General features: G+C 61.9%; 27 protein-coding genes and 1 pseudogene. 16 read left to right on the top strand and 12 right to left on the bottom strand.

The features are described 5' to 3' along the window. Positions 1-15: 15 nt before the first annotated feature. The 4 genes from GYA95_RS09090 to GYA95_RS09075 all read right to left on the bottom strand — a co-directional run bounded on the left by GYA95_RS09090 (position 16) and on the right by GYA95_RS09075 (position 1,671). Positions 16-312 (bottom strand): DUF6555 family protein, encoded by a 297-nt coding sequence (locus GYA95_RS09090; protein WP_015270275.1) that lies wholly within the window; start codon positions 310-312, stop codon positions 16-18. A gap of 112 nt (positions 313-424) precedes the next feature. Next, positions 425-1,138, bottom strand: a complete 714-nt coding sequence (locus tag GYA95_RS09085) for a DUF72 domain-containing protein (protein WP_015270274.1) — start codon at positions 1,136-1,138, stop codon at positions 425-427. After that, positions 1,138-1,434 carry a hypothetical protein gene (locus GYA95_RS09080; protein ID WP_161551374.1) on the bottom strand — a complete coding sequence of 99 codons (297 nt, stop codon included), beginning with the start codon at positions 1,432-1,434 and terminating at the stop codon, positions 1,138-1,140. The genes GYA95_RS09085 and GYA95_RS09080 overlap by 1 nt, the downstream gene beginning before the upstream one ends. An 18-nt stretch (positions 1,435-1,452) precedes the next feature. Continuing rightward, positions 1,453-1,671 carry a hypothetical protein gene (locus GYA95_RS09075; protein ID WP_013972583.1) on the bottom strand — a complete coding sequence of 73 codons (219 nt, stop codon included), beginning with the start codon at positions 1,669-1,671 and terminating at the stop codon, positions 1,453-1,455. 240 nt (positions 1,672-1,911) lie between these two features. Here GYA95_RS09075 and GYA95_RS09070 point away from each other — a divergent pair, with 240 nt between their 5' ends. Further along, complete coding sequence (locus tag GYA95_RS09070; RefSeq protein WP_015270273.1) at positions 1,912-2,778, top strand: patatin-like phospholipase family protein; 867 nt, start codon at positions 1,912-1,914, stop codon at positions 2,776-2,778. A 30-nt stretch (positions 2,779-2,808) separates the two neighbouring features. Here the strand turns inward: GYA95_RS09070 and GYA95_RS28155 are convergent. The 4 genes and pseudogenes from GYA95_RS28155 to GYA95_RS09050 form a co-directional block, all read right to left on the bottom strand. Then, positions 2,809-2,937: pseudogene (locus GYA95_RS28155) on the bottom strand (MaoC/PaaZ C-terminal domain-containing protein); the annotation flags it as partial. Positions 2,938-3,342: 405 nt separating this feature from the next. Continuing rightward, on the bottom strand, positions 3,343-3,846 hold the full coding sequence (locus tag GYA95_RS09060) for a peroxiredoxin (protein ID WP_015270272.1): 504 nt from the start codon (positions 3,844-3,846) through the stop codon (positions 3,343-3,345). Between the two features lie 90 nt (positions 3,847-3,936). Continuing rightward, on the bottom strand, positions 3,937-4,356 hold the full coding sequence (locus GYA95_RS09055) for a DUF6691 family protein (protein ID WP_015270271.1): 420 nt from the start codon (positions 4,354-4,356) through the stop codon (positions 3,937-3,939). A 1-nt stretch (position 4,357) separates the two neighbouring features. After that, positions 4,358-4,795: a YeeE/YedE family protein gene (locus tag GYA95_RS09050; RefSeq protein WP_003258763.1), complete on the bottom strand. Its 438-nt coding sequence runs from the start codon at positions 4,793-4,795 to the stop codon at positions 4,358-4,360. Between the two features lie 239 nt (positions 4,796-5,034). On the opposite strand from GYA95_RS09050, the gene GYA95_RS09045 reads away from it, so the two are divergent. Next, entirely contained in the window at positions 5,035-5,457 is a 423-nt protein-coding gene (locus tag GYA95_RS09045; RefSeq protein WP_015270270.1) for a hypothetical protein, read from the top strand. 18 nt (positions 5,458-5,475) lie between these two features. On the opposite strand, the gene GYA95_RS09040 is transcribed toward GYA95_RS09045, so the two are convergent. After that, positions 5,476-6,117: a dTMP kinase gene (locus tag GYA95_RS09040; RefSeq protein WP_015270269.1), complete on the bottom strand. Its 642-nt coding sequence runs from the start codon at positions 6,115-6,117 to the stop codon at positions 5,476-5,478. A 91-nt stretch (positions 6,118-6,208) separates the two neighbouring features. Then, positions 6,209-6,997, bottom strand: a complete 789-nt coding sequence (locus tag GYA95_RS09035; protein ID WP_015270268.1) for a helix-turn-helix transcriptional regulator — start codon at positions 6,995-6,997, stop codon at positions 6,209-6,211. A gap of 162 nt (positions 6,998-7,159) precedes the next feature. On the opposite strand from GYA95_RS09035, the gene GYA95_RS09030 reads away from it, so the two are divergent. Continuing rightward, entirely contained in the window at positions 7,160-7,981 is an 822-nt protein-coding gene (locus GYA95_RS09030) for a carbon-nitrogen hydrolase family protein (RefSeq protein WP_015270267.1), read from the top strand. Between the two features lie 99 nt (positions 7,982-8,080). Next, entirely contained in the window at positions 8,081-9,403 is a 1,323-nt protein-coding gene (locus tag GYA95_RS09025; RefSeq protein ID WP_015270266.1) for an APC family permease, read from the top strand. A gap of 260 nt (positions 9,404-9,663) precedes the next feature. Here the strand turns inward: GYA95_RS09025 and GYA95_RS09020 are convergent, their stop codons facing one another. Beyond that, complete coding sequence (locus GYA95_RS09020; protein WP_013972567.1) at positions 9,664-11,307, bottom strand: acetolactate synthase large subunit; 1,644 nt, start codon at positions 11,305-11,307, stop codon at positions 9,664-9,666. 170 nt (positions 11,308-11,477) lie between these two features. Here GYA95_RS09020 and GYA95_RS09015 point away from each other — a divergent pair, with 170 nt between their 5' ends. From GYA95_RS09015 to GYA95_RS08965, 11 genes are all read left to right on the top strand, one after another. Then, positions 11,478-12,359, top strand: a complete 882-nt coding sequence (locus GYA95_RS09015) for a LysR family transcriptional regulator (RefSeq protein WP_015270265.1) — start codon at positions 11,478-11,480, stop codon at positions 12,357-12,359. 80 nt (positions 12,360-12,439) lie between these two features. After that, positions 12,440-13,624: an MFS transporter gene (locus tag GYA95_RS09010; RefSeq protein ID WP_043935602.1), complete on the top strand. Its 1,185-nt coding sequence runs from the start codon at positions 12,440-12,442 to the stop codon at positions 13,622-13,624. Between the two features lie 387 nt (positions 13,625-14,011). Beyond that, positions 14,012-14,311: a hypothetical protein gene (locus tag GYA95_RS09005; protein WP_015270263.1), complete on the top strand. Its 300-nt coding sequence runs from the start codon at positions 14,012-14,014 to the stop codon at positions 14,309-14,311. 14 nt (positions 14,312-14,325) lie between these two features. After that, entirely contained in the window at positions 14,326-15,291 is a 966-nt protein-coding gene (locus tag GYA95_RS09000) for an endonuclease (protein WP_015270262.1), read from the top strand. Positions 15,292-15,437: 146 nt separating this feature from the next. Further along, positions 15,438-15,746: a hypothetical protein gene (locus GYA95_RS08995; protein ID WP_015270261.1), complete on the top strand. Its 309-nt coding sequence runs from the start codon at positions 15,438-15,440 to the stop codon at positions 15,744-15,746. A 48-nt stretch (positions 15,747-15,794) separates the two neighbouring features. Further along, on the top strand, positions 15,795-16,346 hold the full coding sequence (locus tag GYA95_RS08990) for a YbhB/YbcL family Raf kinase inhibitor-like protein (protein WP_013972562.1): 552 nt from the start codon (positions 15,795-15,797) through the stop codon (positions 16,344-16,346). A gap of 555 nt (positions 16,347-16,901) precedes the next feature. Beyond that, a complete protein-coding gene (locus GYA95_RS08985; protein WP_015270260.1) occupies positions 16,902-17,957 on the top strand; it encodes a 3-deoxy-7-phosphoheptulonate synthase in 1,056 nt (351 codons plus the stop codon). 80 nt (positions 17,958-18,037) lie between these two features. Then, positions 18,038-18,319: a peptidylprolyl isomerase gene (locus GYA95_RS08980; protein ID WP_015270259.1), complete on the top strand. Its 282-nt coding sequence runs from the start codon at positions 18,038-18,040 to the stop codon at positions 18,317-18,319. Between the two features lie 11 nt (positions 18,320-18,330). Beyond that, a complete protein-coding gene (locus tag GYA95_RS08975; RefSeq protein WP_043935600.1) occupies positions 18,331-20,259 on the top strand; it encodes an extracellular solute-binding protein in 1,929 nt (642 codons plus the stop codon). Then, on the top strand, positions 20,256-21,314 hold the full coding sequence (locus tag GYA95_RS08970; RefSeq protein ID WP_015270257.1) for a microcin C ABC transporter permease YejB: 1,059 nt from the start codon (positions 20,256-20,258) through the stop codon (positions 21,312-21,314). The genes GYA95_RS08975 and GYA95_RS08970 overlap by 4 nt, the downstream gene beginning before the upstream one ends. Continuing rightward, a complete protein-coding gene (locus GYA95_RS08965; protein ID WP_015270256.1) occupies positions 21,314-22,330 on the top strand; it encodes an ABC transporter permease in 1,017 nt (338 codons plus the stop codon). The genes GYA95_RS08970 and GYA95_RS08965 overlap by 1 nt, the downstream gene beginning before the upstream one ends. Here GYA95_RS08965 and GYA95_RS08960 read toward each other — a convergent pair. Further along, a complete protein-coding gene (locus tag GYA95_RS08960; protein WP_085986362.1) occupies positions 22,287-23,192 on the bottom strand; it encodes an RHS repeat-associated core domain-containing protein in 906 nt (301 codons plus the stop codon). The genes GYA95_RS08965 and GYA95_RS08960 overlap by 44 nt on opposite strands. Positions 23,193-23,335: 143 nt before the next feature. Between GYA95_RS08960 and GYA95_RS08955 the strand changes: the two genes are divergently transcribed. Then, complete coding sequence (locus GYA95_RS08955; RefSeq protein WP_161551373.1) at positions 23,336-24,718, top strand: sigma-54 interaction domain-containing protein; 1,383 nt, start codon at positions 23,336-23,338, stop codon at positions 24,716-24,718. Positions 24,719-24,877 lie beyond the last annotated feature (159 nt).

Here is a 24,877-nt window from a genome sequence, read left to right as displayed (position 1 = left end):
TGCGCACAACAAGCTTCAGGTATTGCCGGTACCGCTATTGGAAAACTTCTTCACATCAATGGTCGGTGCGACGAACTCCGGCCCGTCGCCCGATACCCGCCAGCGCACATTGCCGATGCCGTAGCGCTCAGCCATTGGCCGGCTGACCTTCTTGATCTTGTGCTGGCCGAACCGTGGAATGATACCCACGCCGGCATCGCAACTTGCCCAGTGCCAGGCTTCGGCGTTGTCCATACGCTCGAGCCGGATGATGAAGGTGCGAAATTCCCCATGAAGCTCGTACTCGATCACATACAACTGCTGTCCAGCCATTGCACTCTCCTTCACCAATTCAGACTAATGGAGCGAGCGACGTGTAAAAAGATTCATTAATTTTGACTGATTGGTCATCGCTCTTTTCCATCGCCATGCTTCCATCACTTCCTCAGCGCAAATGCCGCTCCAAAGCCAGTGCATTGGCTATCGCAGCGCCGGAGGCGGTGTTGTCGAAAATGCACCAGGTGGGCACTCCGGCGGCAAGGCTGTGCTGCAAGCGTTCAGCCAGACGCTGCAGATATTCGTCGGGATACTCGCTGTGGTAGATCCTCGGTTCGCCATGCAGGCGCCAGTAGACCAGCCCCGGCCAACCTCCCGGTTGCGCATCGGTAACGAAGCGCGACGGGCTCGCGGCAACCTGGGCGATGCGCAAATCGACCAGCATCGGCTGCGCCGATTGCCAGCTGGCGTGCCTGGGCTCCAGCGCTACCGGCCCGTCATACCGTTGCCGCAGGCTTTCGAAGAAACGTCGCGCATGCTGGGGGTCATGGCCAAGCGATGGCGGCAGTTGTACCAGCAGGCAACCCAGGCGGTCGCCCAACTGACCGCATTGAGCAAGAAACCTGTCCAGCGCGTCCTCGCACCCGCAGAGCCGCTGCTCATGGCTGATGGCCTTGGGCACCTTCACCGCAAAGCGGAAATGCTCAGGTACGGACGCAGCCCAACGGGCATAGGTTTCCGGGCGATGGGGCCGGTAGAAGGAACTGTTGATTTCCACTGCATTGAAGCGGGTGGCGTAGCGTTGCAGGTGGCTGCCGGGCTGCGCAAATGCCTCGGCGTAACGGCTCGACAGGCTCCAGCCAGCGCAACCGAGATAAATCATCAGCTACCTGCCGGTTCGCCATGCAACGCCTCGCCCTCACCCGCGACGCGTCGGGCATATCCCACACCCCACAGCAACGCACGCCTCATGGTTTCCCCCGCGCGTTGGTCGTAGATCCGTTCGCACAGCACCGAACCGTCGGTGCGATAGACACCAATGAACAACTGCGTGGCGCCTGTGCGTGACAAGCGCGTCTGCACTTCCAGGCAAGTGCCGGTTCCGAGCGTTTCCTCATGGGTTTGATGGTGCAGGATCGGGTCGCACCACTTTCTATAGGTTTCACCTCTTCTTTTCATCTGCCAGCCCTCACCTTTTCATGGTTGCTGATAATGCCCCGGTGACGTGCCTGGCTCATGGTCGTGCTCCAGACGTTGCACCTGCACGTCAGTGAAAGATGACGCTTCGTTGCGGTGCAGGCCTTGGAGGTAATCGCGCGCTGCTTCGCGGCTCAGGTCCTCCTGGTCGCTGCGCAATTCGCAGGTGCCGGGTTGGTTGTCGAGGATGTAGCTGATCAGGTACAGGTACTGGGCCATCGCTGTAACTCCTGCTGGCTGAATGAAATCGGGCGACTCAGCTCGATTGATCCTGGCTTGAGTGCAGCCGTTCAGCAGCGACGACGACCGGCTCAGGTCATCGTGCAGACGGCCAGGCAGGTTCTCGGTTCGGTATTGCCGGGCAAGAAATGAGAGGTGGGCGGCACTGGCAGCACCCAGCCCCGCCGGCACCCGGCCAACTACACTCAGTCGACACACGTCTGTGCAGAGACAGCAATCATGCCTACGCAAACCGCAATCGTGTTCGCTGGCGGCGGCAGTCTGGGTGCGGTCCAGGTGGGGATGCTGCGGGCCCTGGTCGAAGCCGAAGTCCAGTTCGACATGGTGGTTGGCGCCTCGGTAGGCGCCATCAACGGTGCCTACTTTGCAGCAAGGCCCAACGCTCAGGGTGTCGAGACTCTCGCCGAATTCTGGCGAGGCCTGAGCAGAACCGACATCTTTCCGTTGTCCTGGCTCGATACCTGCCGAGGCCTGCTCAAACGGCGTGGTTTCCTGCTGCAACCAGCGGCCTTGCACCGATTGCTTGGCAAGGCGCTGCCGATCCATCGCATCGAGGATGCGAAACTGCCCCTGCATATCGTCACCACCGACCTGCTCAGTGGTGCCGAGACAGTGCTGTGCAATGGCGAACTCGAGCAGGCGCTACTGGCCAGCGCCGCGATACCGCTGGTGTTCCCTTGCGTGCAGATCGGCGGCCAGTTCCTGGTGGATGGCGGTGTGGCAAGCAACACGCCTATTTCGACTGCCGTAGCGCTGGGCGCCAGCAATGTCGTGGTAATTCCCACCGGGCTCAGCTGCGCCTTGACTCAACCGCCCCGCGGCCTTGTCGCCTTGGCCCTGCACACTGTCAACCTGATGAGCATGCGCCAGCTTGTGAGTGACATCGAACACTTCCGCACGCTCACCAGCCTGCATATCGTTCCGCCCTTGTGCCCGGTCGATGTCTCGGTATTCAACTTCGACCAGACCGAGTCGTTGCTGGAGCGGGCCTATGAGCAGACGCTTCGGTGGCTGGACCACGGCGGGCTCGAACGGACCAAGGTGCCGGGTGCCCTGACCGTTCACTCGCATGCCCATGAGCATTGAATGATGTGGACAGTTCGAGGCCTTACGCCTGACTGCGCAGGTATGCCAGCCGCTAGCAGCCAGCCCAGCAAAAAAGGTTTCTTGTGCAGCATCGGGGTCCGTATGGAATGGCTGGGGGTCGAACTCCGAGGCGAAACTCAGGATCCGCTCCTGGGTCATTTCATACGAGCCGCTCATGAAGGACTCACCTACTTGCAAGTCCTCGAAAAAGAGCCTTTCAGGTGCAGAAGCCATGAGTTACCTCCTGGGTATGCAGGCAGCGACGGCAAAGCGAAACGTCTGGAACTGGCGCCAGTTTAGCCCTTCCCTACCTGCCTCCAGAAGACACGTTGTCCTAGTGGCGTGAGGCGCAACACATGAACCTTTGATTTAGCAGGGTCCAGTAGGAGCAGCCTTGTGCTGCGAAGAGGCCGGTATAGGCAACAGATATGCAATGCCAGTACGGGCCTCTTCGCAGAACAAGGCTGCTCCTACAAAGAACGCGTCAAGCGAGCGATATTTGTTTTCTGCGTGATAGCGCATCCCAAAGGGCTAAGCTATCTCCCACATGAACTGTGTATGCCTTCAGAGCTTACAAACAGCCAACATGCTCGCAGCATCGCTGCACTCGAACTTGCCGGGTGCTTCGACCGCGATGTGCCTTACCACCAGATCGTCGACCAGCATGGCATAGCGTTGCGAGCGCCGGCCCATGCCGCGCGCCGAGAGGTCCTGGATCAGGCCCAGCGCCTCGCTGAATTCACCATTGCCATCGCCGATCATCATGACCTCATCGCCCACCTGCAGGCTTACACCCCAGGCATTCATGACGAACGCATCATTGACCGAAACACAGAGAATTTCGGCAACCCCGACAGCGAACAGGTCCTGGGCCGCGGCCACGTAGCCCGGTACGTGCCGCTGCGAACAGGTAGGCGTGAAGGCACCAGGCAAGCCGAAGATAACCACTTTTTTCTGCTTGCAGCGCGCGTGCAGGGAAAACGCGTTCGGGCCGATTGCACAGCCGCCCTCGCCGTTGCTGTACTGGTAAAGCGTTACGTCGGGCAGTGTATCGCCGGTCTTGATCATCGTTTTCTCCGTGGGGCGGTAAATGGCCAGGCATGATGCAGCATCCACCAAGGTGCGTACATACAGCGGCCTGCTCTGGAAAGCTGGATGTCAGCTACCACGACGCGCCTCAAGCCACTGGAACAACCCCATGCCAACCAGCATCGCAGCGACGAACAGCCAGGCCTGCCAGTACCCTGCAGGCAGCAGCACCAGGGCCGGCCCCGGGCAGATGCCCGAAAGCCCCCAGCCAATGCCGAATACCAGGCTGCCGCCGATAAGGCGGCGGTCCACATCACGTCGGCCAGGCAATTGCATCGCCCCACCCAGCAGGGCCGTTGGATGACCGCTCGCCCAGCGCATCGGTATCCATGCTGCGGCAATCGCCCCGATCATCACCAGCGCCAGCGAAGGGTCCCATTGCCCTGCGATGTCGAGAAAGCCGAGCACCTTGGCGGGGTCGGCCATGCCTGCCAGCAACAACCCCACGCCGAACAGCAGCCCGGCGATGAAACCACTGAACACCGGCATTTCAGGCCCCTTGTACGAGATGGCGGACCACATACACCGTGGCAAAACCGGTAGCCATGAAGCACAGCGTTGCCACCGCCGAACGGGGTGACAGGCGCGACAGGCCACAGACGCCGTGGCCGCTGGTACAACCGCTGCCGTAGCGCGTCCCCAACCCTACCAGAAGGCCCGCCGCGATGAGTGTCCAGGATGCCGTGGTGAAACGGGCTGACGGCAGCGTGGCAAATATCCCCCAAAGCAACGGGGCTGCCAGCAGCCCCAAAAGAAAGGCAAGCTTTTCTCTGCGCCCTTCCCCGCCTCGCTGCAGCATCGAACCGAGCAAACCACTGATTCCTGCAATACGGCCATTCACCACCGCGAACAGCCCAGCCCCCAGCCCGATCAACACACCACCGGCCAGCGCGGACCATGGTGTAAAGGCCAGCCAATCAATTGCCATCGTATTTCTCCCGGAACAGGAACAAGAGAACAATTAACGGTTCAGTAAGAAAGTTGAAGAATACCACGACCCCTATGCCGACAATTTCAATGAGATTAGCCAGCCTATTCAAAGTGCATGAAGCTGCACTTGTTTGATGCAGGTCAAATTCGCGACCAGATGGCCGCCTAGACTGCAATCATCCAGGCATACCAAGGCCTTGAGGCACGTCGTATATATCCATAAAAGTGGAGTTCGCCATGCAAACGCAATTGAAGTTGGTTCTTGCTGTTGTTCTGGCCGGTAGTGCATTCATGGCGCATGCCGAAGACAAAAATCAGGCTGGCGACGCCTCCACCAGCGCCCCAGCCGCCAGTACAACTTCCGGGTCGTCCATGCACAAGGCGATGAGCGAGCAAATGCACAAGATGCAGGTTGCTCATGACAAAGCCGCAGCCGCGAAGACCCCTGCCGAGCGCCAGGCCGCCATGCGCGAGGGCATGAAGACAATGAAGGAGAGCATGGCCATGCTGCACCAGCAACATGCTGCGGGCTGCATGGGTTCGGGCATGGGAATGTCGGGAGCCAAGGGTGGCATGGGTATGGGCGACGGAATGATGGACATGATGATGAAGATGATGGATCAGCAGTCGTCGATGATGGATATGCCCATGAAGCAGTAACCAGTACTTGCTGTTGTTTCAGCACTGATCGCACTGCGGTCGATGACGTGGTCGAAGCACGCCATCGATCTCGGCCACTATCTGCCGCGTTGCATCCTCGATGGCCCCTTCATTACGGCACAATACCCAGCCGTGTTCCGCAACCGCACGCTCGAACGCCTCGGTACAGGCAACCTGCTCGTCCAGGCTATGGATCACCGTACTGCCCAGCCCGCGCGTCCGTGCCGCGGCTCTTGCCCATGAAGTACCGGGGGCCGTGACAACGCCGACATGCAAATCGGGCACCTGTACATTTCGTTCGAGGTTCAGGCGCAGAATCTCGTCGAACGCCACGCTGCGGCGAAATGCGGCATCAGACGGGTACCAGCGATCGATCAGGATGATGCTGCCCGCTGGCTGCCTGGGCAGCACGTGTCGGGAAATCCAGGCACGGCTTTCGGCGAAGCGCTCGCATACCCTCAACTCCAGGTCCCGGGAGGGGTTTCTGACCAGTTGATTGACAAGGGCCATGGTTTCCCCCCGGTAGGGGTCGCTTTTTTTCTCGCAAAGCCGGATCACTTTCTTGTTGTCAGCCCGCAAGGCCTTGGTAACCGCCTCCAGAAGCGTGGTCTTGCCAGTGCCCTTGGGCCCATCGATGGAAACAAACAGCGGGCGGGTCATTTTTAATTACCAGTCGAATCTGAAGATGCAGCGCAGGCCTGGGTGCGACAGTATTCATCACAAGCCAGTGGAGCCATGCAGCTAGCCTGAATCAACCCAGCTGGGCCTGAAGAAACAGCGAAAAAAGCTCCGACTGCGATTTGATACCCAACTTGCTGTACATATGCTTGCGGTGCACTTTCACTGTCTCCACGGAGATTTCAAGCTTGCGCGCAATTTCTTTGCTGGAACACCCGCTCAGCATCAGCCGCCCCACCTCCAGCTCACGCCCGGTCAGCGGCGACTCCATCTGCTCGACCCTGTCCTCCATGCGGCTTTGCCAGTGCGGCGCAGGTTTGGTGGCCTCTTCCAGCAACTCCCGCTCGAACGTCATCCGCTGACGCATCAGCGCAGTGACCCATGGCCGCAACAGTTCCAGCAGGGTGACCTGTTCGATGCTGAACCGGCGCTTGCTACCCAACGACAGGCACAGCGTGCGCTGCGCATCCAGCTGCACGTTGAACTGAATTTCATCGGCAACCACGTTAAGCCGGAAATAGCGCTGGTAGTAGTCCGTCTGCTCGAAACACTCAGGGGCCACATCCGACAGGCGCACCAGGCCAGTTCCCCCGGATTCTCGGCTGGCCACGTAGAAAGGGTCCAGCAGGTACAAGCCCTTCAGGTAGTCCTGGAACAGCGGGTCAGGGTTGCCGTCTGCACTGGGGCACTCGGCGAACACCTGCGGGCGCCCTGCGGAAAACAGCAGCGCAACCCAGCTGTCGCAGGCAACGTACTCGTTCAGCAACCGCACCAAGGCTGTCCAGAAGTGGTCCTTGTCGAGGGTTTCGATCAATTGGCCTACCGATCGGTGCCAGGCGATGTCGTGCAGCGTAAAATTCATCCTCTACCCCTGTTGGGTTACCACGTGGGCGTAATACCCCCCGCCATGATGACCACCCCATAATCCGGGCTAGCTTACGCTGAGCGAACCTGTACCGGGATCGTTTTTTACACCCCATGCCGCCAGGGCATGGCGGTCGAAGCTGTTAGTCGAGGATTGGAAATGAAGGTAGAGCTTGTCCAACTGGCCGGTCGCGATGGCGATACCGCGTACAACCTGCAGCGCACCATCAAGGCGATCGGCAACTGCGGCGCCGATACCGATCTGCTGGTCTTTCCGGAAACCCAGCTGATGGGCTTCCCAACCGAAGAAAATATCGGCCGCATCGCCGAGCCACTGGATGGCCCGAGCATCACGGCAGTCCAACAGGCCGCACAAGCGCAGAATGTTGCCGTGGTCGTCGGGATGGCCGAAGCCGCAGACGACGGTCGTTTCTACAACACCACCGTGCTGGTCACGCCTGAAGGCGTAGCGCTCACCTATCGCAAGACCCACCTTTGGGCATCGGACTGCGGGGTTTTCACCCCTGGCGACCGTTTTGCGACAGCCCTGTTCAAAGGCATCCGTGTCGGCCTGCTGATCTGCTTCGACATCGAGTTCCCGGAAACCGCCCGTGCCCTGGGGCAGCTGGGCGCAGAACTGATCATCGTCACCAACGGCAACATGGACCCGTACGGGCCCACCCACAGAACCGCCATCACCGCACGCGCCATGGAAAACCAGGCCTTCGCGGTCATGGTCAACCGCGTGGGTGATGGTGATGGCGGCCTGGTCTTCGCCGGCGGCAGTGCCGTCGTCGACCCGTACGGCCAGTTGCTGTGCGAAGCCGGCCGTGGCGAGTGCCGGATAACCGTCGAGCTGGCCATGGACCAACTGCAGCAGTCACGGCGCGATTACACCTACATCGCCCAGCGCCGCATCCAGCTGCCGGGTGAACAGGTCGAGCACGCCAACGGCCTTCGCGAACTGATCATCCCCTCCTGAAAATTCCACCCTTCCAGGCTCTATTACTGGAATGCAAGGCCGCCAGGGACGGCAGCGTGTTCGACTCTGAATAACAATCACAAGCTGGAGCAAGCAGTAATGGCCACACTCAAGCGAACGCTTTCGCTGGGCTCGGTGGTGCTTTTCGGCATCGCCTACATGACCCCCATCATCGTCCTGGGCACATTCGGTATCCTGGCCGAGACCACGGGAGGGAGGGTACCTGCAGCCTACCTCGCTGCAGCCATCGCCATGCTCTTTACCGCCTTGAGCTACGGCCACATGGCGCGCGCCTTCCCGGTCGCCGGGTCCGCCTATACCTATGTGCGCAAATCGATCAGCCCGCAGCTGGGCTTCATCACCGGTTGGGCGGTGTTGCTCGACTACCTGTTCCTGCCCATGGCGATCTGGCTCATTGGCGCGGCCTATCTGCACTCGGCGTTCCCGGGCGTGCCACAAGCCATTTGGGTGCTGGCATTCATCGGCATCACCACAACGATCAATGTGATCGGCCTGCGGCTGGCCAAGACCGTCAATGGCCTGTTGATGCTCATTCAGCTGCTGGTGCTGGCGGCGTTCGTTGCACTGGCGGTGCACTATGTCTGGGGCGACCCCACGGTACCGCTGTGGACACTCGAGCCGTTCTACAAGGAAGGCACCCAGTTGCCGCTGATCATGAGCGGTGCGGCGATTGCCTGCTATTCATTCCTGGGCTTCGACGCGGTCAGCACCCTGACCGAAGAAACCAAGGAACCACGCAAGAACATCCCGAAAGCCATCCTGCTGATCACCCTGATCGGTGGCGGGCTGTTCATCGCCTGCAGCTACTTCGTTCAGCTCGCTCACCCGTCCACCGACTTTGCCAACGCCGACGCGGCGGCTTATGAAATCGCCCAGAACATCGGTGGCGACATCTTCGTCAGCATCTTCCTGCTGGGGCTGATCGTCGGCCAGTTCACTTCTGGCCTGTCGGCACAGGCCAGCGCCTCCCGGCTGCTGTATGCGATGGGGCGTGACGGAGTGCTGCCCAGGTCATTCTTCGGAAGGTTGAGCGAACGCTTCAGCACGCCGGTGCCCAGCATCATCCTGTGCGGGGTGGTCGCCCTGCTTGCCTTGCGCATGGACGTGACGACCTCCACCTCGTTCATCAACTTCGGTGCATTTCTCGCGTTCAGCCTGGTCAACCTGGCTGTGATCTTCCACTACTGGGTCGCCATGCAGCAGCGTGGTGCGAACGCGCTACTGATGTACCTCGCGTTCCCCTTGGTGGGCTTTGCATCCACGTTGTGGCTGATGGCAAGTCTTGATCACCTGGCGATCTACCTGGGGGCAGGCTGGCTCTGCCTCGGCGTGCTCTACCTGACGGTGATTACCCGTGGTTTCAAGCGCAAGCCCCCGGAGATGCACTTCGAGGAAGCCTGAGCTGTCCACTCTGGTCGATACGGCGCTTTGAGCGATGCTCTGGATGGCACCGGCGGCGCCGGTGTTTGCGGTGGCGGATTCTGAGGCAGGTAGCTAGCCGTGTAGTAGCGGCCTAGCGTCGCGATGGGCTGCATGGCAGCCCCGGCGATTGTTGCGTTGATGCTGAAATCCGGGGGGCCGCTTTGCGGCCCATCGCGACACAAGGCCGCTCCTACACAGGTTCGGCGCCAGCCTTGAGGTGGCGCCGATCCTGTCAGGCCTTACACCGCCAGCGCGCGCTCACGCAGCTCGCTGTTGAGGATGCGGTCGTTCTCGCTGTAATCGACCGGGCAGTCGATCACGTGCACGCCCGGGGTCTTGATGCAGTGCTCGAGCAGCGGCAGCAGGCCTTCGGCGCTTTCCACGCGGTGGCCGTTGGCACCGTAGGCTTCGGCGTACTTGACGAAGTCCGGGTTGCCGTAGTCCAGGCCGAAATCGGTGAAGCCCATGTTCGCCTGCTTCCAGCGGATCATGCCGTAGCCGTCGTCACGCAGGATCACCACGGTGATGTGCATGCCCAGGCGTACCGCAGTTTCCAGCTCCTGGCTGTTCATCATGAAGCCGCCGTCGCCACAAACCGAGATTACCGGGCGGTCCGGGTGCACCAGGTGCGCGGCCATGGCCGATGGCAGGCCCGCGCCCATGGTCGCCAGGGCGTTGTCCAGCAGTACGGTGTTCGGCTTGTGCGCCTTGTAGTTGCGGGCGAACCAGATCTTGTAGATGCCGTTGTCCAGGGCAACGATGCCTTCGGACGGCAGCACGCGACGGATGTCGGCGACCATGCGCTGCGGGTAGACCGGGAAGCGGTTGTCGTCGGCACCTTCGGCGATCTGTGCTTCGTTGGCTTCACGGATCGCCATCAGGCGGGTGAAGTCCCAGTGCGACGTGTCGTTCAGCGCTTCGCTGATCTGCCATACGGCGTTGGCGATGTCGCCGATCACTTCCACCTGCGGGAAGTACACGGCATCGACCTCGGCGGAGCGGAAGTTGATGTGGATGACTTCGGTGCCGCCACGGACCATGAAGAACGGCGGCTTCTCGATCACGTCGTGGCCGATGTTGACGATCAGGTCGGCGGCTTCGACGGCGCGGTGCACGAAGTCACCCGACGACAGCGCGGCGTTGCCCAGGAAGCGTGGATGGCGCTCGTCGACCACACCTTTGCCCATCTGGGTGGTGATGAACGGGATACCGGTCTTGTCGATCAGCTGCTTGAGGACCTTGGCGGTCATCTTGCGGTTGGCGCCGGCGCCGATCACCAGGATCGGGTTGCGGGCATTCAGCAGCTTTTGTACGGCTGCGTCGATCGCCACGTGCTCGGCCAACGGGCGGCGGTGCAGGCTTGGCGGGATCGGCAGTGCGTCGGTCTGCTCGGCGGCGATGTCTTCCGGCAGCTCCAGGTGCACGGCACCCGGCTTTTCTTCTTCAGCCAGGCGGAAGGCTTCACGCATGCGCGAAGGGATGTTGTCGGCGGAAGCGAACTGGTGAGTGTACTTGGTGATGGGGTCCATCATGCCGCACACGTCGATGATCTGGAAACGGCCCTGCTTGGACTTCTTGATCGGCTTCTGGCCGGTGATCATCATCATCGGCATGCCGCCCAGGTAGGCGTAGGCGCTGGCGGTGACCAGGTTGGTGGCGCCAGGGCCGAGGGTCGACAGGCTGACGCCGGTCTTGCCGGTCAGGCGACCATAGGTGGCAGCCATGAAACCTGCGGACTGCTCGTGACGGGTAAGTACCAGCTTGATCTTCGACTTGCGCAGGGATTCGAGCAGGTCGAGGTTTTCCTCACCAGGAATGCCGAACACATACTCGACACCTTCGTTTTCCAGGCATTGCACAACGACATCGGCGGCCTTGGCCATTTGGGGTACTACCTCAAAATCTTTGTGGGATTGCAGATTTATTAAGCTGCGTGACTGAGATGTTGCAGGATGTCTCAGTGGCGCGCATCGTAGGCCCTCTGGTTAATAATAATAAATATATTGTTATGATGCTTGGCATCACAGCTTGTTATGAACGGTAACCCCCCTCAATGAACCTAAAGGCATTGCGCTGCTGCGTCGAGATCGTGCGCCAAGGCAGCTTCACCAAAGCCGCGCAGCACCTGCATATCGCCCAGCCGGCACTTAGCATGGCCGTTACCCGCCTGGAAGAAGAACTGGGCGTCACTCTGTTCAACCGCACCACGCGCAAAGTCATCCTGACAGCCGAGGGCGAACGCTTCCTGCCACGTATCGCATCGGCCCTGCGCGAAATGGATGTGGCGCGGCAAGAACTGCGTGACATGGCCGACCTGAAGCGCGGCGAAGTGCGCCTGGGAATCCCGCCGATGTTCGGCCTGCACTATGTACCCGGCCTGATGAACGCCTTCCGCCAGCTGTACCCGGGTATTGCCATGACCGTGTTCGAAGGCAGTGCAGAGGACATTGGTCATCGCCTGGAACAACGGGAGATCGACCTGGCGCTGCTGGAGTCCCGGCGCGTGCCGCCCGACAAGGAATCGATCCTCTTGGGCAGCGATGAGATGCTAGCGTGCATGCACCCTGACCATCCCTATGCTGGCAAGGCCTTCCTCACAGCCGAGGACCTGCGCAATACCGACATGGTGGTGTTCGACCGCACCTTCGTGCAGCGCCACCTGCTGGATGCGTTCTTCGCCGAACATGGCATCACGTACCAGGTAGCGCTGCAGAGCAACTTCGTATCGCTGGTGGTACAAGCCGCGCTGGACAACATGGGCGTGGCGACCCTGCTGCGCTCGGTGCAACAGCGCACACCGGGCATCGTCGGCGTACCGTTCCAGCCAGCGCAGCAGATGAGCTTCCGCTTGTGCTGGCGCTCGGGGGAATACCTGTCGCTGGCCAGCAAGCGCTTCATCGATTTTGCCGCGCAGACCCATTACCTGGAACGTTGACTCCACCCTGCTCGACGTCACTATCGCGAGTTGACTATGATCCCACCTTGAACGTTTCAGCATGTTTCACAAGGATCCAGATGTCAGTTCAGGAATTACCCCCTCTCTCTAGCAAAAGTACCGTCGCGAAGATGGAAGCTGCCATGGCACTGGGCAGCTTTGCCATTGGCACCGGCGAGTTCGCCATCATGGGGCTGATGCCCGATATCGCCAGCAATCTGCAATTGAGCGAGCCCCAGGTGGGCCATGCCATCAGCGCCTATGCGCTGGGGGTGATGGTTGGCGCCCCGACACTGGCGATCATCGGTGCCAGGCTGTTGCGCAAGCACATGCTGCTGTTGTTGATGGCGCTGTATGCCCTTGGCAACCTGGCTACCGCCTTCGCCCCCTCGTTCGGTGGCCTGGTCGCCTTCCGCTTCATCAGCGGCCTGCCCCACGGTGCCTACTTCGGCATCGCGGCGGTAGTGGCATCGAGCATGGTGGCCAAGGACCAGCGGGCGGGGGCCGTGGCCCGGGTGATGATGGGGCTGACCGTGGCCATGTTGCTCGGCAACCCGGTTGCCACCTTGCTGGGCCAGTACTTCGGCTGGCGCTCGGCGTTCGTGCTGGTCGGCGTGATCGCCCTGTGCACCATCGCCCTGGTTTGGCGCTTCGTGCCCCAGCGCCACGATGAAGTGCGCAGCGACCCGCGCAAGGAACTGCAAGCCTTCACCCTGCCGCAAGTGTGGATGGCGCTGGGCATCGCCTCGATCGGCTTTGCCGGCATGTTCTGTGTGTTCAGCTACCTGGCGCCGACCATGTTGCAGGTGACCCAGGTGTCGCCGCAGTGGATTCCATTCGGCCTGGCGGCATTCGGCGTCGGCGGCATCGTCGGCAACATCGCCGGTGGCAAGCTGTTCGACCGCCTGCAGTTCCGCGCCGTCGGGCTGGTGCTGGTGTGGTCGATTGCCGTGCTGCTGTTCTTCAGCTTTGCCGCACAGGCGCTGTGGAGCCTGCTGCTGGGCATTGGCCTGGTCGGCACCATGATTGCCCTGGCGGCGCCGTTGCAGATCCGCCTGATGGACATTGCCCATGAAGCGCCAAGCCTGGCGGCGGCGTCCAACCATGCGGCGTTCAACCTGGCCAATGCGCTGGGGCCGTGGCTGGGTGGCATGGCGATTACCGCAGGTATGGGCTGGACCAGCACCGGGTACATTGGCGCGGCTACGGCGCTGGTCGGGCTGGGGATCTACCTGGTGGCACGGCGGATGAAGGGTGGGCATTAAGGTTGAGGCCTGACAGATAGCGTGAACGGGGCTGCCATGCAGCCCATCGCCGGCAAGCCAGCTCCCACAGAGACCGCACAATGCCTGAAATTTGTGCGGTCCCGGCGGCACCGCTTAAGAAGCCGGATGGGGCAGAAACCCAGATCTTCCAGTTCTCGCTGGGACAGACCTTCTGATGCCTGACTCCGTGTAGGAGCAGCCTTGTGCTGCGAAGAGGCCAGCACGGCCGACGGAAATGTAGAGGCATGATTGGCCTCTTCGCAGCACAAGGCTGCTCCTACAGAGACCGCACCGAGCTGGCGTTGAGCATTACCCGCTTTTACCCCTTTGACAGTGACCTTGCTTAAGCTGCCTAGGACTCGTACCCCCGCCTAGCAGGACATGCCCATGCCACCCTTCACACCATGCTTCCCCACTTCACTGCGCCCCGACGAAGTCCCGGTCGCGCTACTCGACCTGGTCCAGGAGCGCCTGGCCGGGCAGCTTAGCCCTCGCTTCACCGTGGTACTGGGCGCCGTCGGTACCGGCTTCATCGAGCGCCTGCTGCGCATGGCCACCCAGCTCAAGGCGATGCACGACTCGGCCACGTTCAGCAGCATGGGCAGCGACGACCCGCGCCGCCCACTGGTGTGGATCGGCGAGCTGGCCAGCCCCAGGGAAATGATTACAATGCATGCCCCAACCTGAAATATGTTTTTCCCATGAAATCACTGCTTTACGCCGTATCCTTACTGTTTTCCTTCACCCTCCCTGCCCTGGCCAGCCCGCCGGCGACCTTCACCGAGGCCAAGGTGGTGGCCAAGCAGAAGGTGTACATGGACCAGGCCAGCAGTGCCATGGGCGACCTGTACTGCGGTTGCAAATGGGCCTGGGTGGGCAAGTCTGGCGGGCGTATCGATGCCGCCTCGTGCGGCTACCAGACCCGCAAGCAGCAGAACCGCGCCGAACGCACCGAATGGGAACACATCGTGCCGGCCTACACCTTCGGCAACCAGCGCCAGTGCTGGAAGAATGGCGGCCGCGAACATTGCGTGGATGACGACCCGGTGTTCCGCGCCATGGAGGCCGACCTGTTCAACCTGTACCCGGCAGTGGGCGAGGTAAACGGTGATCGCAGCAATTTCAACTACGGCATGGTTGCTGGCAATGCAGGGCAATACGGGCAGTGCACCACCAAGGTGGACTTCGTGCAGCGTGCTGCCGAACCACGCGACGAAGTGAAAGGCCTGGTCGCCCGCACCACCTTCTACATGTACGACCGTTACAAGCTGAGCATGTCGCGCCAACAGCAGCAGTTGCTGATGGCCTGGGACAAACAGCACCCAGTGTCGGCCTGGGAGAAAGAGCGTGACCGGCGCATTGCCGCGATCATGGGGCATGCCAACCCCTTCGTGACCGGGGAACGCAAATGGACCGCCAACTACAAGCCAGTCGGCAGTGGCGTGGTGCAAGCGGTGCCGGCGAAGGCTGCCAAGCCAGAGGCAAAGCCGAGCCTGGCCAGTGCCGGGTCGGTGGGGGCGGTGCTTGGCAACCGCAACAGCCATGTCTATCACCTTTCCGTCGGCTGCCCAGGCTATACCCAGGTTACCGCGAAGAACCAGGTCACCTTCGCCACAGAGGGTGAGGCGCAGGCGGCGGGTTATCGCAAGGCGGGCAACTGCCGCTGATCGCCTTCCTCGGGGCCTGCGCGGCCCCCTTGCAATCGAGCGGGCTGCACAGCAGCCCGCAACAATGACCATCCGTCGCCCAGACGGCACCTCACTCCCCGCCCCCAGCCCAACGAATGACAGATCATCCGTAAAGGAGAGGTTCCATGATCCGCATTCGCCCACTTTCACTGTGCCTTGCCCTCGCCCTGGTCAGCGTCACTGGCACCAGCTTCGCCGCCACCGACACAGACACCGACAGCCGCCCGCAAACCGACCAGTACGGTGGCAAGACCGCCGGTGAAGACAGCAGCGTCAACAGCCCAGGCAGCAGCGAAACCAATGACAGCAGCGACACCGGCAGCAACAGCGATGCCGCCGACGGCGCCGCTGGCGGCTCGAACAGCACCGGCGAAGCAACCGGCTCCGGCGCCGGGCACACCGGTGGCACCGCCGAGGACCAGGACAGCCATTGAGGCCGGCCTGGGCTACACTGCGCCGGAACGCCCTGCCAAGGATTCACCATGAACCTCAAACCCTGGCTGCTCGCCGCCCTGCTGCCGTGCAGCGCCTTGGCCGTCGCTGGCAGCCAGGGCGCGCTGTCGATCAGCTCATCGTCGTTCACCGATGGCGGCGTGATCGCCTTGCAGCAGGTTGGCCCGGACCCGGCCTGTGGTGCTGGCGAAGAGCGCACCCCGCAACTGAGCTGGGACAACCTCCCCGCAGGCACTCAGTCGCTGGCACTGATCATGTTCGATCCGGACGGCGGCAAGGGTATTGGCGTGGTCCACTGGATCGCCTACAACATCGACCCGGCCCAGGATGGGCTGAAGGAAGGCGTCGCCGGGCTGACCGGGCAAGGCGTGACCGTAGGGCGCAACTCTCGGGGCACGCTCAGCTACCGCGGCCCCTGCCCACCCGCCGGCGACAACCCGCACCACTACGCGCTGACGCTGATCGCCACCGACCTGCCACTGGGTACCCTGCCCGAAGGCCTGGACCGCAGCGGCCTGCTGCAACTGCTGCAAGGCCACGCGCTGGGGGCGCAGAGCCTGGTCGGGCGCTATGGCCACTGAGCCTGGCCGTACCGGAACAATTAAACACCCCCATAGCATTTATCCATTGAATGGCCCAGCCGAACTGAAGTAAGCTCGGGCTCATTCACTGGAGAGCAACATGCCGAAACACACCCGCAACCACGCCAACCACACCGGCCGCACCCTGCGCCCTGTGCTGGCCGTTGCCGGCTGCGTGGCACCTGCCAGCTATTACTTTGGGTATTGGTTTAGCCACTAGGCGCCGATACCCACACGGCGCCCACCTTCGAGGGGCCGCCGAACATGAGAATACTCAAACCCCCGGTCGGCTCCCCGACCGGGGGTTTTGCTTTTCAGGCCTTTGAACAACACCGATTCACATTGAGGACAGATTCATGAACTACGCCACTTATTACTACGCAAACACCTACGCCTGGCGATTTAGCCAATCCCGTTCGGGCCAGCCTGCCGCCTCCGTTCGGTCTTCCACAGGTGGCAATGCAGCAGCCAATACGAATTCAACGATTTGTCGAACACCTCGATAGGGCCGACGACGCGGGCCAGAACCCGCCGTCCGCCCAGGGAAAAAACGCCATGCACGCTTCCAGCCTCGCCCTGACCCAGCCGCAAGCAGCCAACACCACCGTCAGCCAGCGCCTGCCCAGCCCGCACCTGCTCAAGCAGCAAATGCCGCTGTCCAGCGAACTTACCCAGCAAGTCCATGCCCACCGCCAGGCCATCCGCGACATCCTCGAAGGCCGCGACCAGCGCCTGCTGGTGATCGTTGGCCCGTGCTCGATCCACGACCCGCGCTCGGCCCTGGAATACGCCGACCGCCTGGCCGCCCTCAGCCGCGAAGTCGACGACAAGCTGCTGCTGGTGATGCGCGCCTACGTCGAAAAACCCCGCACCACGGTCGGCTGGAAGGGCCTGGCCTACGACCCGCACCTCGATGGCAGCGACGACATGCACGCCGGCATCGCCCTGTCCCGCGGGCTGATGCTGAACATGATCGAACGCGGCCTGCCGGTTGCCACCGAACTGCTGCAGCCAATGGCCGCCGGCTACTTCGATGACCTTCTGGCCTGGGCCGCGATTGGCGCGCGCACCACCGAGTCGCAGATCCACCGCGAAATGGTCAGTGGCCTGGAGCTACCGGTCGGTTTCAAGAACGGCACCGACGGCGGCATCGCCATCGCCAGCGACGCCATGCGCAGTGCCGCCCACTCGCACCGCCACTTCGGCATGGATGCGCAGGGCTACCCGGCCATCATCGAGACCTTGGGCAACCCGGACACCCACCTGGTGCTGCGCGGCGGCCACAAGGGCCCGAACTTCGACGCCAACAGCATCGCCATGGCCCGCCAGGCGCTGGCCAAGGCCGGGTTGCAGGCGCGGATCATGGTCGATTGCAGCCATGCCAACAGCGGAAAGGACCCGGCGCGTCAGCCGGCCGTTTTCAACGATGTGCTGGAGCAGCGCCTGGCCGGCGACCGCTCGATCGTCGGCGTGATGATCGAAGGGCACCTGTTCGACGGCTGCCAGGCGCTGGGCAAGGGCGCGCTGAAATACGGCGTGTCGATCACCGACGGTTGCCTGGGTTGGGCCTCGACCGAAACCCTGTTGCGCGAGGCGGCACAAAAACTCTAGGCAGCGGGACGCAAGCCTGGCGAGACATACCCTGGACAAGTGCGCTAGGCTTGCCTTTTTTACCCCAAGGAGCAGTACCCATGGCCCGTGCAACCGCCCGCCACATCCTGGTCAGCAGCATCGATAAATGCAACGAACTGAAAGCCCAGATCGAAGCAGGCGCCGACTTCGCTGAAATCGCCAAAGCCAACTCCACCTGCCCGTCCAGCCGCCAGGGCGGTGACCTGGGCTCGTTCGGCCCGGGCCAGATGGTCAAGGAGTTCGACACCGTGGTGTTCAGCGCCCCGATCAATACCGTGCAAGGCCCGGTCAAGACCCAGTTCGGCTACCACCTGCTGGAAGTGACCAGCCGCCAGGACTAAGTAGCCAGTAGCTGCTCATGTCCCCTGTGGGAGCGGGTTCACCCGCGAAAGCGCCAGATCAGGCAACGACGTTGCGTGAACGGACGCATTCGCGGGTGAACCCGCTCCCACAGGCCCTGTGTTACCTTTTTCTGCTTTGTTTTTCCTTCAATAGCCAGGCTGCACCCACCCACGCCCTCACCGTCTACGGCGAAGCCCCCCGTTACAGCGCCAACTTCCGGCATTTCGACTACGTCAACCCCGACGCCCCCAAAGGCGGCATCCTGCGCCGCTCGGCCATCGAGATTGGCCAGTTCGACCATATCCTGCCGTACATCGACAAAGGCATCGGTGTCAGCGAGGTCGATGGCCTGCTGTACGCGCCACTGGCCGTGCGCTCGTTCGATGAACCCTACACCGTCTACGGCCTGATCGCCCGGCGCATGGAGCGCGGCCCGGAGGATGCCTGGCTGCGTTTCGAGATCGACCCGCGCGCCACCTTCGCCGATGGCAAGCCGGTGCGCGCCGAGGACGTACGCTTTACCTTCGAGCTGCTGATGAGCAAGGGCAGCCTGAGGTATCGCACCCAGTTCGCCGATGTTGCCACCGTCGTGGTGGAAAGCCCACACAGCGTGCGCTTCGACTTCAAGCCTGACCACGGCCGCACCCTGCCACTGGACCTCGCCAGCCTGCCGGTTCTGCCCGAACACGACTGGCAGCAGCGCGATTTTGCCAACGGCGCCGGCTTCGACAAGCCGGTCGGCAGCGGGCCGTACCGTATCGGGCGCATCGACAACGGCCGCAGCATCACCTTTCAGCGCGATGCCAACTGGTGGGCGCGCGATCTGCCGGTCAGCCGTGGCCGCTACAATTTCGACAAGCTGCGCATCGAGTACTTCGGTGATACCGAAGTGGCGCGGCAGGTGCTCAAAGGCGGCGGCTACGACTACAACCGCGAGTTCTCCGCCACCGCCTACACCCTGGGCTACAACGGCGCGCAACTGGACGACGGCCGCCTGCAGCGCGCCCACCTGGGCCCGGCCAAACCGCAGGTGGCCCAAGGCTTCGTGTTCAACCTCGACCGGCCGCAGTTCAAGGACCGTCGCGTGCGCCAGGCGCTGGGCATGCTGTGGGACTACGAGTGGAGCAACCGGCAGATGATGCGCAACATGTACATCCGCCAGCAGAGCGTGTTCTCCAATACCCCGCTGGCCGCCCGCCAACTGCCGGATGCCGGCGAGTTGAAACTGCTCGAACCGTTGCGCGGCAAGGTGCCGGACGAAGTCTTCAGCACCGTGTTTACCGCCCCGGTCACCGATGGTTCGGGGATAATCCGCAAGCAGCAGCTGCAGGCACTGGCGCTGCTCGAACAAGCCGGCTGGCGCCCCGAAGGCGACCGCCTGGTGAACAGCCAGGGCACGCCGCTGACGTTTACCTTCCTCAACGGCCAGGCAGGCATGGAGCGCCTGCTGCTGCCGTGGAAGCGCAACCTGGCCCAGATTGGCGTGACCCTGGACATCCGCAACGTCGATTCGGCCCAGTACGTCAACCGCCTGATGGCACGTGACTACGACATGATCGTCACCGGCTACCCGGTCACCCTGTCGCCTGGCGCCGAGCTGTACAACTATTTCGGCTCGGCAGCGGCCCACGACCCTGGGTCGAACAACCTGATGGTGCTGCAGGACCCTGCCGTGGACCGCCTGATCGACGGCCTGGTGCGCGCCGACACCCAGGCCGACATGCTGTACCACGCCCATGCCCTGGACCGGGTGCTGCAATGGAACTACTACTGGATCCCCAACTACTACCCACCGGGCAGCTCCACTGTCTGGTGGAACCGCTTCGGCTTGCCCAAGGTCCAGGCTGCCTATGACGAAGGCCTGGACACCTGGTGGGAAGTCAGCCCTGCCGCGCTGACCAACGCGCAAATGGCCGAACGCCGGAAATCCTCGCCATGACCACTTACATACTGCGCCGCCTGCTGCTGATCGTCCCGACCCTGCTGGCGATCCTGTTGGTCAACTTCCTGATCGTCCAGGCCGCACCGGGAGGCCCGGTGGAGCAGGCGGTGGCACGCCTGCAAGGTATCGGCGGTGGCGCTCCCGGTGCCCGGGCCGAGGTGGTGCACGGCGAGTCACGTGCCACCCGTGGCCTGGACCCGAAACTGATCGAGGAGATCAAGCGCCAGTACGGCTTCGACAAGTCCGCCCCCGAGCGCCTGTGGCTGATGCTGGGCCAGTACGCCCGGCTGGACTTCGGCAACAGCTTCTTCCGCGGCGCCAAGGTCACCGACCTGATCCTCGACAAGTTGCCGGTAACCCTGTCGCTGGGCTTCTGGGCCACGCTGATCACCTACCTGGTGTCGATCCCGCTGGGCATCCGCAAGGCGGTGCGCCATGGCAGCCGCTTCGATGCCTGGAGCAGTGCACTGATCGTGGTCGGCTATGCCCTGCCCTCGTTCCTGTTCGCCCTGTTGCTGATCGTGCTGTTCGCCGGCGGCACCTCGCTCAGCTGGTTCCCGGTGCGCGGCCTGGTCTCGGACAACTTCGATGAGCTCAGCCTGCTGGGCAAGGTCGCCGACTACTTCTGGCACCTGGTGCTGCCGGTCGGCGCCCTGGTGATCGGCGGCTTCGCCACCCTGACGCTGCTGACCAAGAACGCCTTCCTCGACGAGATTTCCCGGCAATACGTGGTTACCGCCCGCGCCAAGGGCCTGAGCGAACGCCGGGTGCTGTATGGCCACGTGCTGCGCAATGCCATGCTGTTGGTGGTGGCGGGGTTGCCGCAGGCGTTGATCACGGTGTTTTTCGCCGGCTCGTTGCTGATCGAGGTGATCTTCTCGCTCGATGGCCTTGGCCGCATGAGTTACGAAGCGGCCGTGTCGCGCGATTACCCGGTGGTGTTCGGCACGCTGTTCATCTTCACCCTGGCGGGCCTGCTGATCCGCCTGATCGGTGACCTGTCTTACACCCTGCTCGACCCGCGTATCGACTTCGACGCGAGGGCATACTGATGCTTTCGCCGATCTCGCGTCGTCGCCTGCAACGCTTTCGCCGCAACCGCCTCGGCTGGGTTTCGCTGTGGCTGTTCACCGCACTTCTGCTGCTGAGCCTGTGCGCCGAGCTGGTGGCCAACGACAAACCGCTGCTGCTGGGCTACAAGGGCGACCTGTACGTGCCGGCGCTCAAGCGTTACACCGAGCAGCAGTTCGGCGGCCAGCTGCCGTTCCAGCCAGACTACCGCAGCGCCTATGTACGCCAGTTGATCGAGCAGCAAGGTGGCTGGATGCTGTTCGCCCCCATCCCGTTCAGCGCCGATACCCCCAACTACGACCTGCAGGTGCCCACCCCCAGCCCGCCGAGCGCAAGCAACTGGCTGGGTACCGACGACCAGGGCCGCGACGTGCTGGCCCGGGTGCTATATGGCACGCGGGTATCCTTGCTGTTCGCCTTCGCCCTGACCGTGGTCAGCGTGCTGATCGGGGTGGCGGCCGGAGCCCTGCAGGGCTACCACGGTGGTTGGATCGACCTGGTCGGCCAGCGCCTGCTGGAGGTGTGGTCGGGGTTGCCGGTGCTGTACCTGCTGATTATCCTCAGCGGGTTCGTCGAGCCGGACTTCTGGTGGCTGCTGGGGATCATGGCGCTGTTCTCCTGGCTGACGCTGGTCGACGTGGTGCGCGCAGAGTTCCTGCGCGGTCGCAACCTGGAGTACGTCAAGGCCGCAAGGGCGCTGGGGTTACCAGACAGCCAGGTGATGCTGCGGCACATCCTGCCCAATGCCATGAACGCGACGCTGACCTATGTGCCGTTCATGCTGACCGGGGCGATCACCACCCTGACTGCACTGGATTTTCTCGGGTTCGGCATGCCGGCCGGGAGCGCTTCGCTGGGAGAGCTGGTGACCCAGGGCAAACAGCACCTGGAGGCGCCGTGGCTGGGCTTTACCGCGTTCTTTGCCCTGGCGGTGATTCTGTCGCTGCTGGTTTTTATTGGGGATGCCTTGCGGGAGGCCTTTGACCCCCGGACCTGATCAACGCCTGACTGGCACTTACAGCTTGTGCCAAAGGAATAAGGTCTTGATCCGGCCCAGCCCCCACAAATGCTGTTAGGAAGGCCTTTCGATCCTCCAGCAGACTAATTTGATGTGCATACGAAAATTTTCTTTGCTGCCAATAAAACGGCTCAACACCAATATCCGTAATGATGCCACGATAATCAGAGCCACGCCATGAGATGCCAAAGGCAGTCGAACCGAGCGCTAATACTTCATTTGAGAGTTCATTAAAAGCACGGCGATCCTCACTGAGTTTTCGAAGCGATGCTTTTTGCTGCTCTGAGCCACCCACCAGCGCTTTCGTAACAGCCGCGACGCCCTTGCTCACTTGACGATCGCTGACTCGCACACGTTTTCTGAATGGCCACCTGAAGAGATTAGAAAATTTTAGCCGGCCAATCCTGAACTGTCCGGACGGGTCCACATAGTTTAAAGGGTCGCCTTGGCAATAAGTGTAAGCGTTAATACCTCCGGCCCCAAAGGGGCTTAATGCGTCTGGCGATTCGAAACCCATGCGTTGTGGCTTGAATACGCGATGACCATTCCCTAACAGATACCCACCTGAAGCTGAACACAACCATTCTCCATTATATCCAGGCCTCAACGGATGGATAAGCGCCTGGGCAGAATACCCGAAGGGTAAATACGTATGAATATCAAGCGTGCGATTACACAGAAACGCCAATCCCGTGTGCTTCGCATCACTAACTACCATCGTACACTTCTTGCCGGACAACGTTGCCAAGCATGCAGCCTTCACCTGAAATAGCGAGACTGATTCTCCCGCTACTAAAAGGGTAATCATTTTATCAATTTTGTAAAATCGGCGAGTATGCATTTCCTTCACTTGATATCTGGCCGCACTACCCCAACATATATTTTTTACGCGACAATTAAAACTGGCAGTTTTACTAGTGCCACGCACCATTCTAATGACAAGGGGAACAAGGCATACTCCCTTGTTACTCAAAGGGGAGCCCCATGCACGACAGCGACAGCCTCAAGGATTACCCCCAGGTACGACAACTGGCGATCCGCTCGCTGTTCGAAATCATCGAACAGTCCAGCGAAGGCACGGTAATCGTCGACCGCCAGGCGCGCATCGTCTGGATGAACGAACGCTACGCCCGGCGCTTTGGCCTGGCCGACGCGGCAAGCGCTATTGGCCAACCCTGCGAGGCGGTGATCCCGGGCAGCCTGATGCGCGAGGTGGTGAATAATGGCCGGCCAATCCTGCTGGACATGCTCGACACCCCGAACGAGCCGCTGGTGGTTATGCGCCTGCCCATCCACGACGACCAGGGCGCGCTAATCGGTGCCATCGGCTTTGCCCTGTTCGACGAGTTGCGCAGCCTGTCGCCGCTGCTCAAACGCTACTCCAGCATGCAGCAGGAACTGGCCTCGACCCGCTCGCAGTTGCGCGCTCGCCAGGCCAAGTACAGCTTCGCCCAGTTCGTCGGCAGCAGCGCCGCCAGCCTGGAGGCCAAGCGCCGCGCCCGGCGTGGCGCAAGCAGTGATTCGCCGGTGTTGCTGCTGGGCGAAACCGGCACCGGCAAGGAACTGCTGGCCCATGCCATCCATGCGGCGTCGGCGCGGGCGCACAAGGCGTTTGTCAGCATCAACAGTGCGGCGATCCCCGAGACGCTGCTGGAAGCCGAATTCTTCGGTACCGCCCCCGGCGCCTTTACCGGCGCCGACCGCAAGGGCCGCAGCGGCAAGCTGCAACTGGCCGAAGGCGGCACGCTGTTCCTCGACGAGATCGGCGACATGCCGCTGGCCCTGCAGAGCAAGCTGCTGCGGGTGTTGCAGGAGAAGGAGTACGAGCCGGTAGGCTCGAACCAGATGCTGCGCAGTGATGTGCGCATCATTGCCGCCACTTCCATCGACCTGCAGGCCGCCATCGCCCGCGGGGCATTCCGCGCCGATCTGTATTACCGGCTGAATGTGCTGCCGATCGAGGTGCCACCACTGCGGCAACGGCTGGAGGACCTGCCGGCACTGTGCGAGGCCATCCTGGGCGAACTGGGCAGCCAGTATGAGCTCGAGGCCGAAGTGCAGCAGCTACTGGCGCGGCATGCATGGCCGGGGAACATTCGCGAGCTGCGCAATGTGCTGGAGCGGGCCACGCTGCTGGCGGATCAGCCGCGGCTGGGGGTGGCGGATCTTCGGGCGGCATTGGGGCCGTTGAGCCCGGTGGCGGGTGAACCTATGCGGCAGACTTACCGTGAGGCCTGTGAGGCATTTGAGCGCGAGCTGATTGTCGGGGCACTGGCCGAACATGGGGGAAATGTGCCGGAAGCTGCGTCGGCGTTAGGACTGGGGCGGTCAACGCTATATAAGAAGATGGTAGCGCTCGGTCTCTGAGTGGAGACTTTTGTTTCCATTTAGAGACTGTCGCGAGGGCTTTGCCCTCGATCGCGACACAAGGCCGCTCCTACAGGAGATCGCGGTGCACATGTAGGAGCGGCCTTGTGTCGCGATGGGCCGCAAAGCGGCCCCAAAATCTCAAGACAGAGACAAAAA

Origin of the sequence: Pseudomonas asiatica (genome assembly GCF_009932335.1) — a bacterium.
Lineage (GTDB): Bacteria > Pseudomonadota > Gammaproteobacteria > Pseudomonadales > Pseudomonadaceae > Aquipseudomonas > Aquipseudomonas asiatica.
The sequence above is the reverse complement of the archived record's forward strand: the minus strand, read 5'-3'. Positions and strand labels throughout refer to the sequence as shown.

What these genes read in the sequence shown, in the direction of transcription:
- GYA95_RS09085 (WP_015270274.1), bottom strand. Translation starts at nt 1,138, where the DNA reads ATGATTTATCTCGGTTGCGCTGGCTGGAGCCTGTCGAGCCGTTACGCC.
- GYA95_RS09005 (WP_015270263.1), top strand. Translation starts at nt 14,012, where the DNA reads ATGCCACCCTTCACACCATGCTTCCCCACTTCACTGCGCCCCGACGAA.
- GYA95_RS09040 (WP_015270269.1), bottom strand. Translation starts at nt 6,117, where the DNA reads ATGACCCGCCCGCTGTTTGTTTCCATCGATGGGCCCAAGGGCACTGGC.
- GYA95_RS08970 (WP_015270257.1), top strand. Translation starts at nt 20,256, where the DNA reads ATGACCACTTACATACTGCGCCGCCTGCTGCTGATCGTCCCGACCCTG.
- GYA95_RS09045 (WP_015270270.1), top strand. Translation starts at nt 5,035, where the DNA reads ATGCAAACGCAATTGAAGTTGGTTCTTGCTGTTGTTCTGGCCGGTAGT.
- GYA95_RS09070 (WP_015270273.1), top strand. Translation starts at nt 1,912, where the DNA reads ATGCCTACGCAAACCGCAATCGTGTTCGCTGGCGGCGGCAGTCTGGGT.
- GYA95_RS09015 (WP_015270265.1), top strand. Translation starts at nt 11,478, where the DNA reads ATGAACCTAAAGGCATTGCGCTGCTGCGTCGAGATCGTGCGCCAAGGC.
- GYA95_RS09020 (WP_013972567.1), bottom strand. Translation starts at nt 11,307, where the DNA reads ATGGCCAAGGCCGCCGATGTCGTTGTGCAATGCCTGGAAAACGAAGGT.
- GYA95_RS09055 (WP_015270271.1), bottom strand. Translation starts at nt 4,356, where the DNA reads ATGCCGGTGTTCAGTGGTTTCATCGCCGGGCTGCTGTTCGGCGTGGGG.
- GYA95_RS09090 (WP_015270275.1), bottom strand. Translation starts at nt 312, where the DNA reads ATGGCTGGACAGCAGTTGTATGTGATCGAGTACGAGCTTCATGGGGAA.
- GYA95_RS09035 (WP_015270268.1), bottom strand. Translation starts at nt 6,997, where the DNA reads ATGAATTTTACGCTGCACGACATCGCCTGGCACCGATCGGTAGGCCAA.
- GYA95_RS08955 (WP_161551373.1), top strand. Translation starts at nt 23,336, where the DNA reads ATGCACGACAGCGACAGCCTCAAGGATTACCCCCAGGTACGACAACTG.
- GYA95_RS09025 (WP_015270266.1), top strand. Translation starts at nt 8,081, where the DNA reads ATGGCCACACTCAAGCGAACGCTTTCGCTGGGCTCGGTGGTGCTTTTC.
- GYA95_RS08965 (WP_015270256.1), top strand. Translation starts at nt 21,314, where the DNA reads ATGCTTTCGCCGATCTCGCGTCGTCGCCTGCAACGCTTTCGCCGCAAC.
- GYA95_RS08990 (WP_013972562.1), top strand. Translation starts at nt 15,795, where the DNA reads ATGAACCTCAAACCCTGGCTGCTCGCCGCCCTGCTGCCGTGCAGCGCC.
- GYA95_RS09000 (WP_015270262.1), top strand. Translation starts at nt 14,326, where the DNA reads ATGAAATCACTGCTTTACGCCGTATCCTTACTGTTTTCCTTCACCCTC.
- GYA95_RS09010 (WP_043935602.1), top strand. Translation starts at nt 12,440, where the DNA reads ATGTCAGTTCAGGAATTACCCCCTCTCTCTAGCAAAAGTACCGTCGCG.
- GYA95_RS08985 (WP_015270260.1), top strand. Translation starts at nt 16,902, where the DNA reads ATGCACGCTTCCAGCCTCGCCCTGACCCAGCCGCAAGCAGCCAACACC.
- GYA95_RS08960 (WP_085986362.1), bottom strand. Translation starts at nt 23,192, where the DNA reads ATGCATACTCGCCGATTTTACAAAATTGATAAAATGATTACCCTTTTA.
- GYA95_RS09060 (WP_015270272.1), bottom strand. Translation starts at nt 3,846, where the DNA reads ATGATCAAGACCGGCGATACACTGCCCGACGTAACGCTTTACCAGTAC.
- GYA95_RS09050 (WP_003258763.1), bottom strand. Translation starts at nt 4,795, where the DNA reads ATGGCAATTGATTGGCTGGCCTTTACACCATGGTCCGCGCTGGCCGGT.
- GYA95_RS09075 (WP_013972583.1), bottom strand. Translation starts at nt 1,671, where the DNA reads ATGGCCCAGTACCTGTACCTGATCAGCTACATCCTCGACAACCAACCC.
- GYA95_RS09080 (WP_161551374.1), bottom strand. Translation starts at nt 1,434, where the DNA reads ATGAAAAGAAGAGGTGAAACCTATAGAAAGTGGTGCGACCCGATCCTG.
- GYA95_RS09030 (WP_015270267.1), top strand. Translation starts at nt 7,160, where the DNA reads ATGAAGGTAGAGCTTGTCCAACTGGCCGGTCGCGATGGCGATACCGCG.
- GYA95_RS08980 (WP_015270259.1), top strand. Translation starts at nt 18,038, where the DNA reads ATGGCCCGTGCAACCGCCCGCCACATCCTGGTCAGCAGCATCGATAAA.
- GYA95_RS08995 (WP_015270261.1), top strand. Translation starts at nt 15,438, where the DNA reads ATGATCCGCATTCGCCCACTTTCACTGTGCCTTGCCCTCGCCCTGGTC.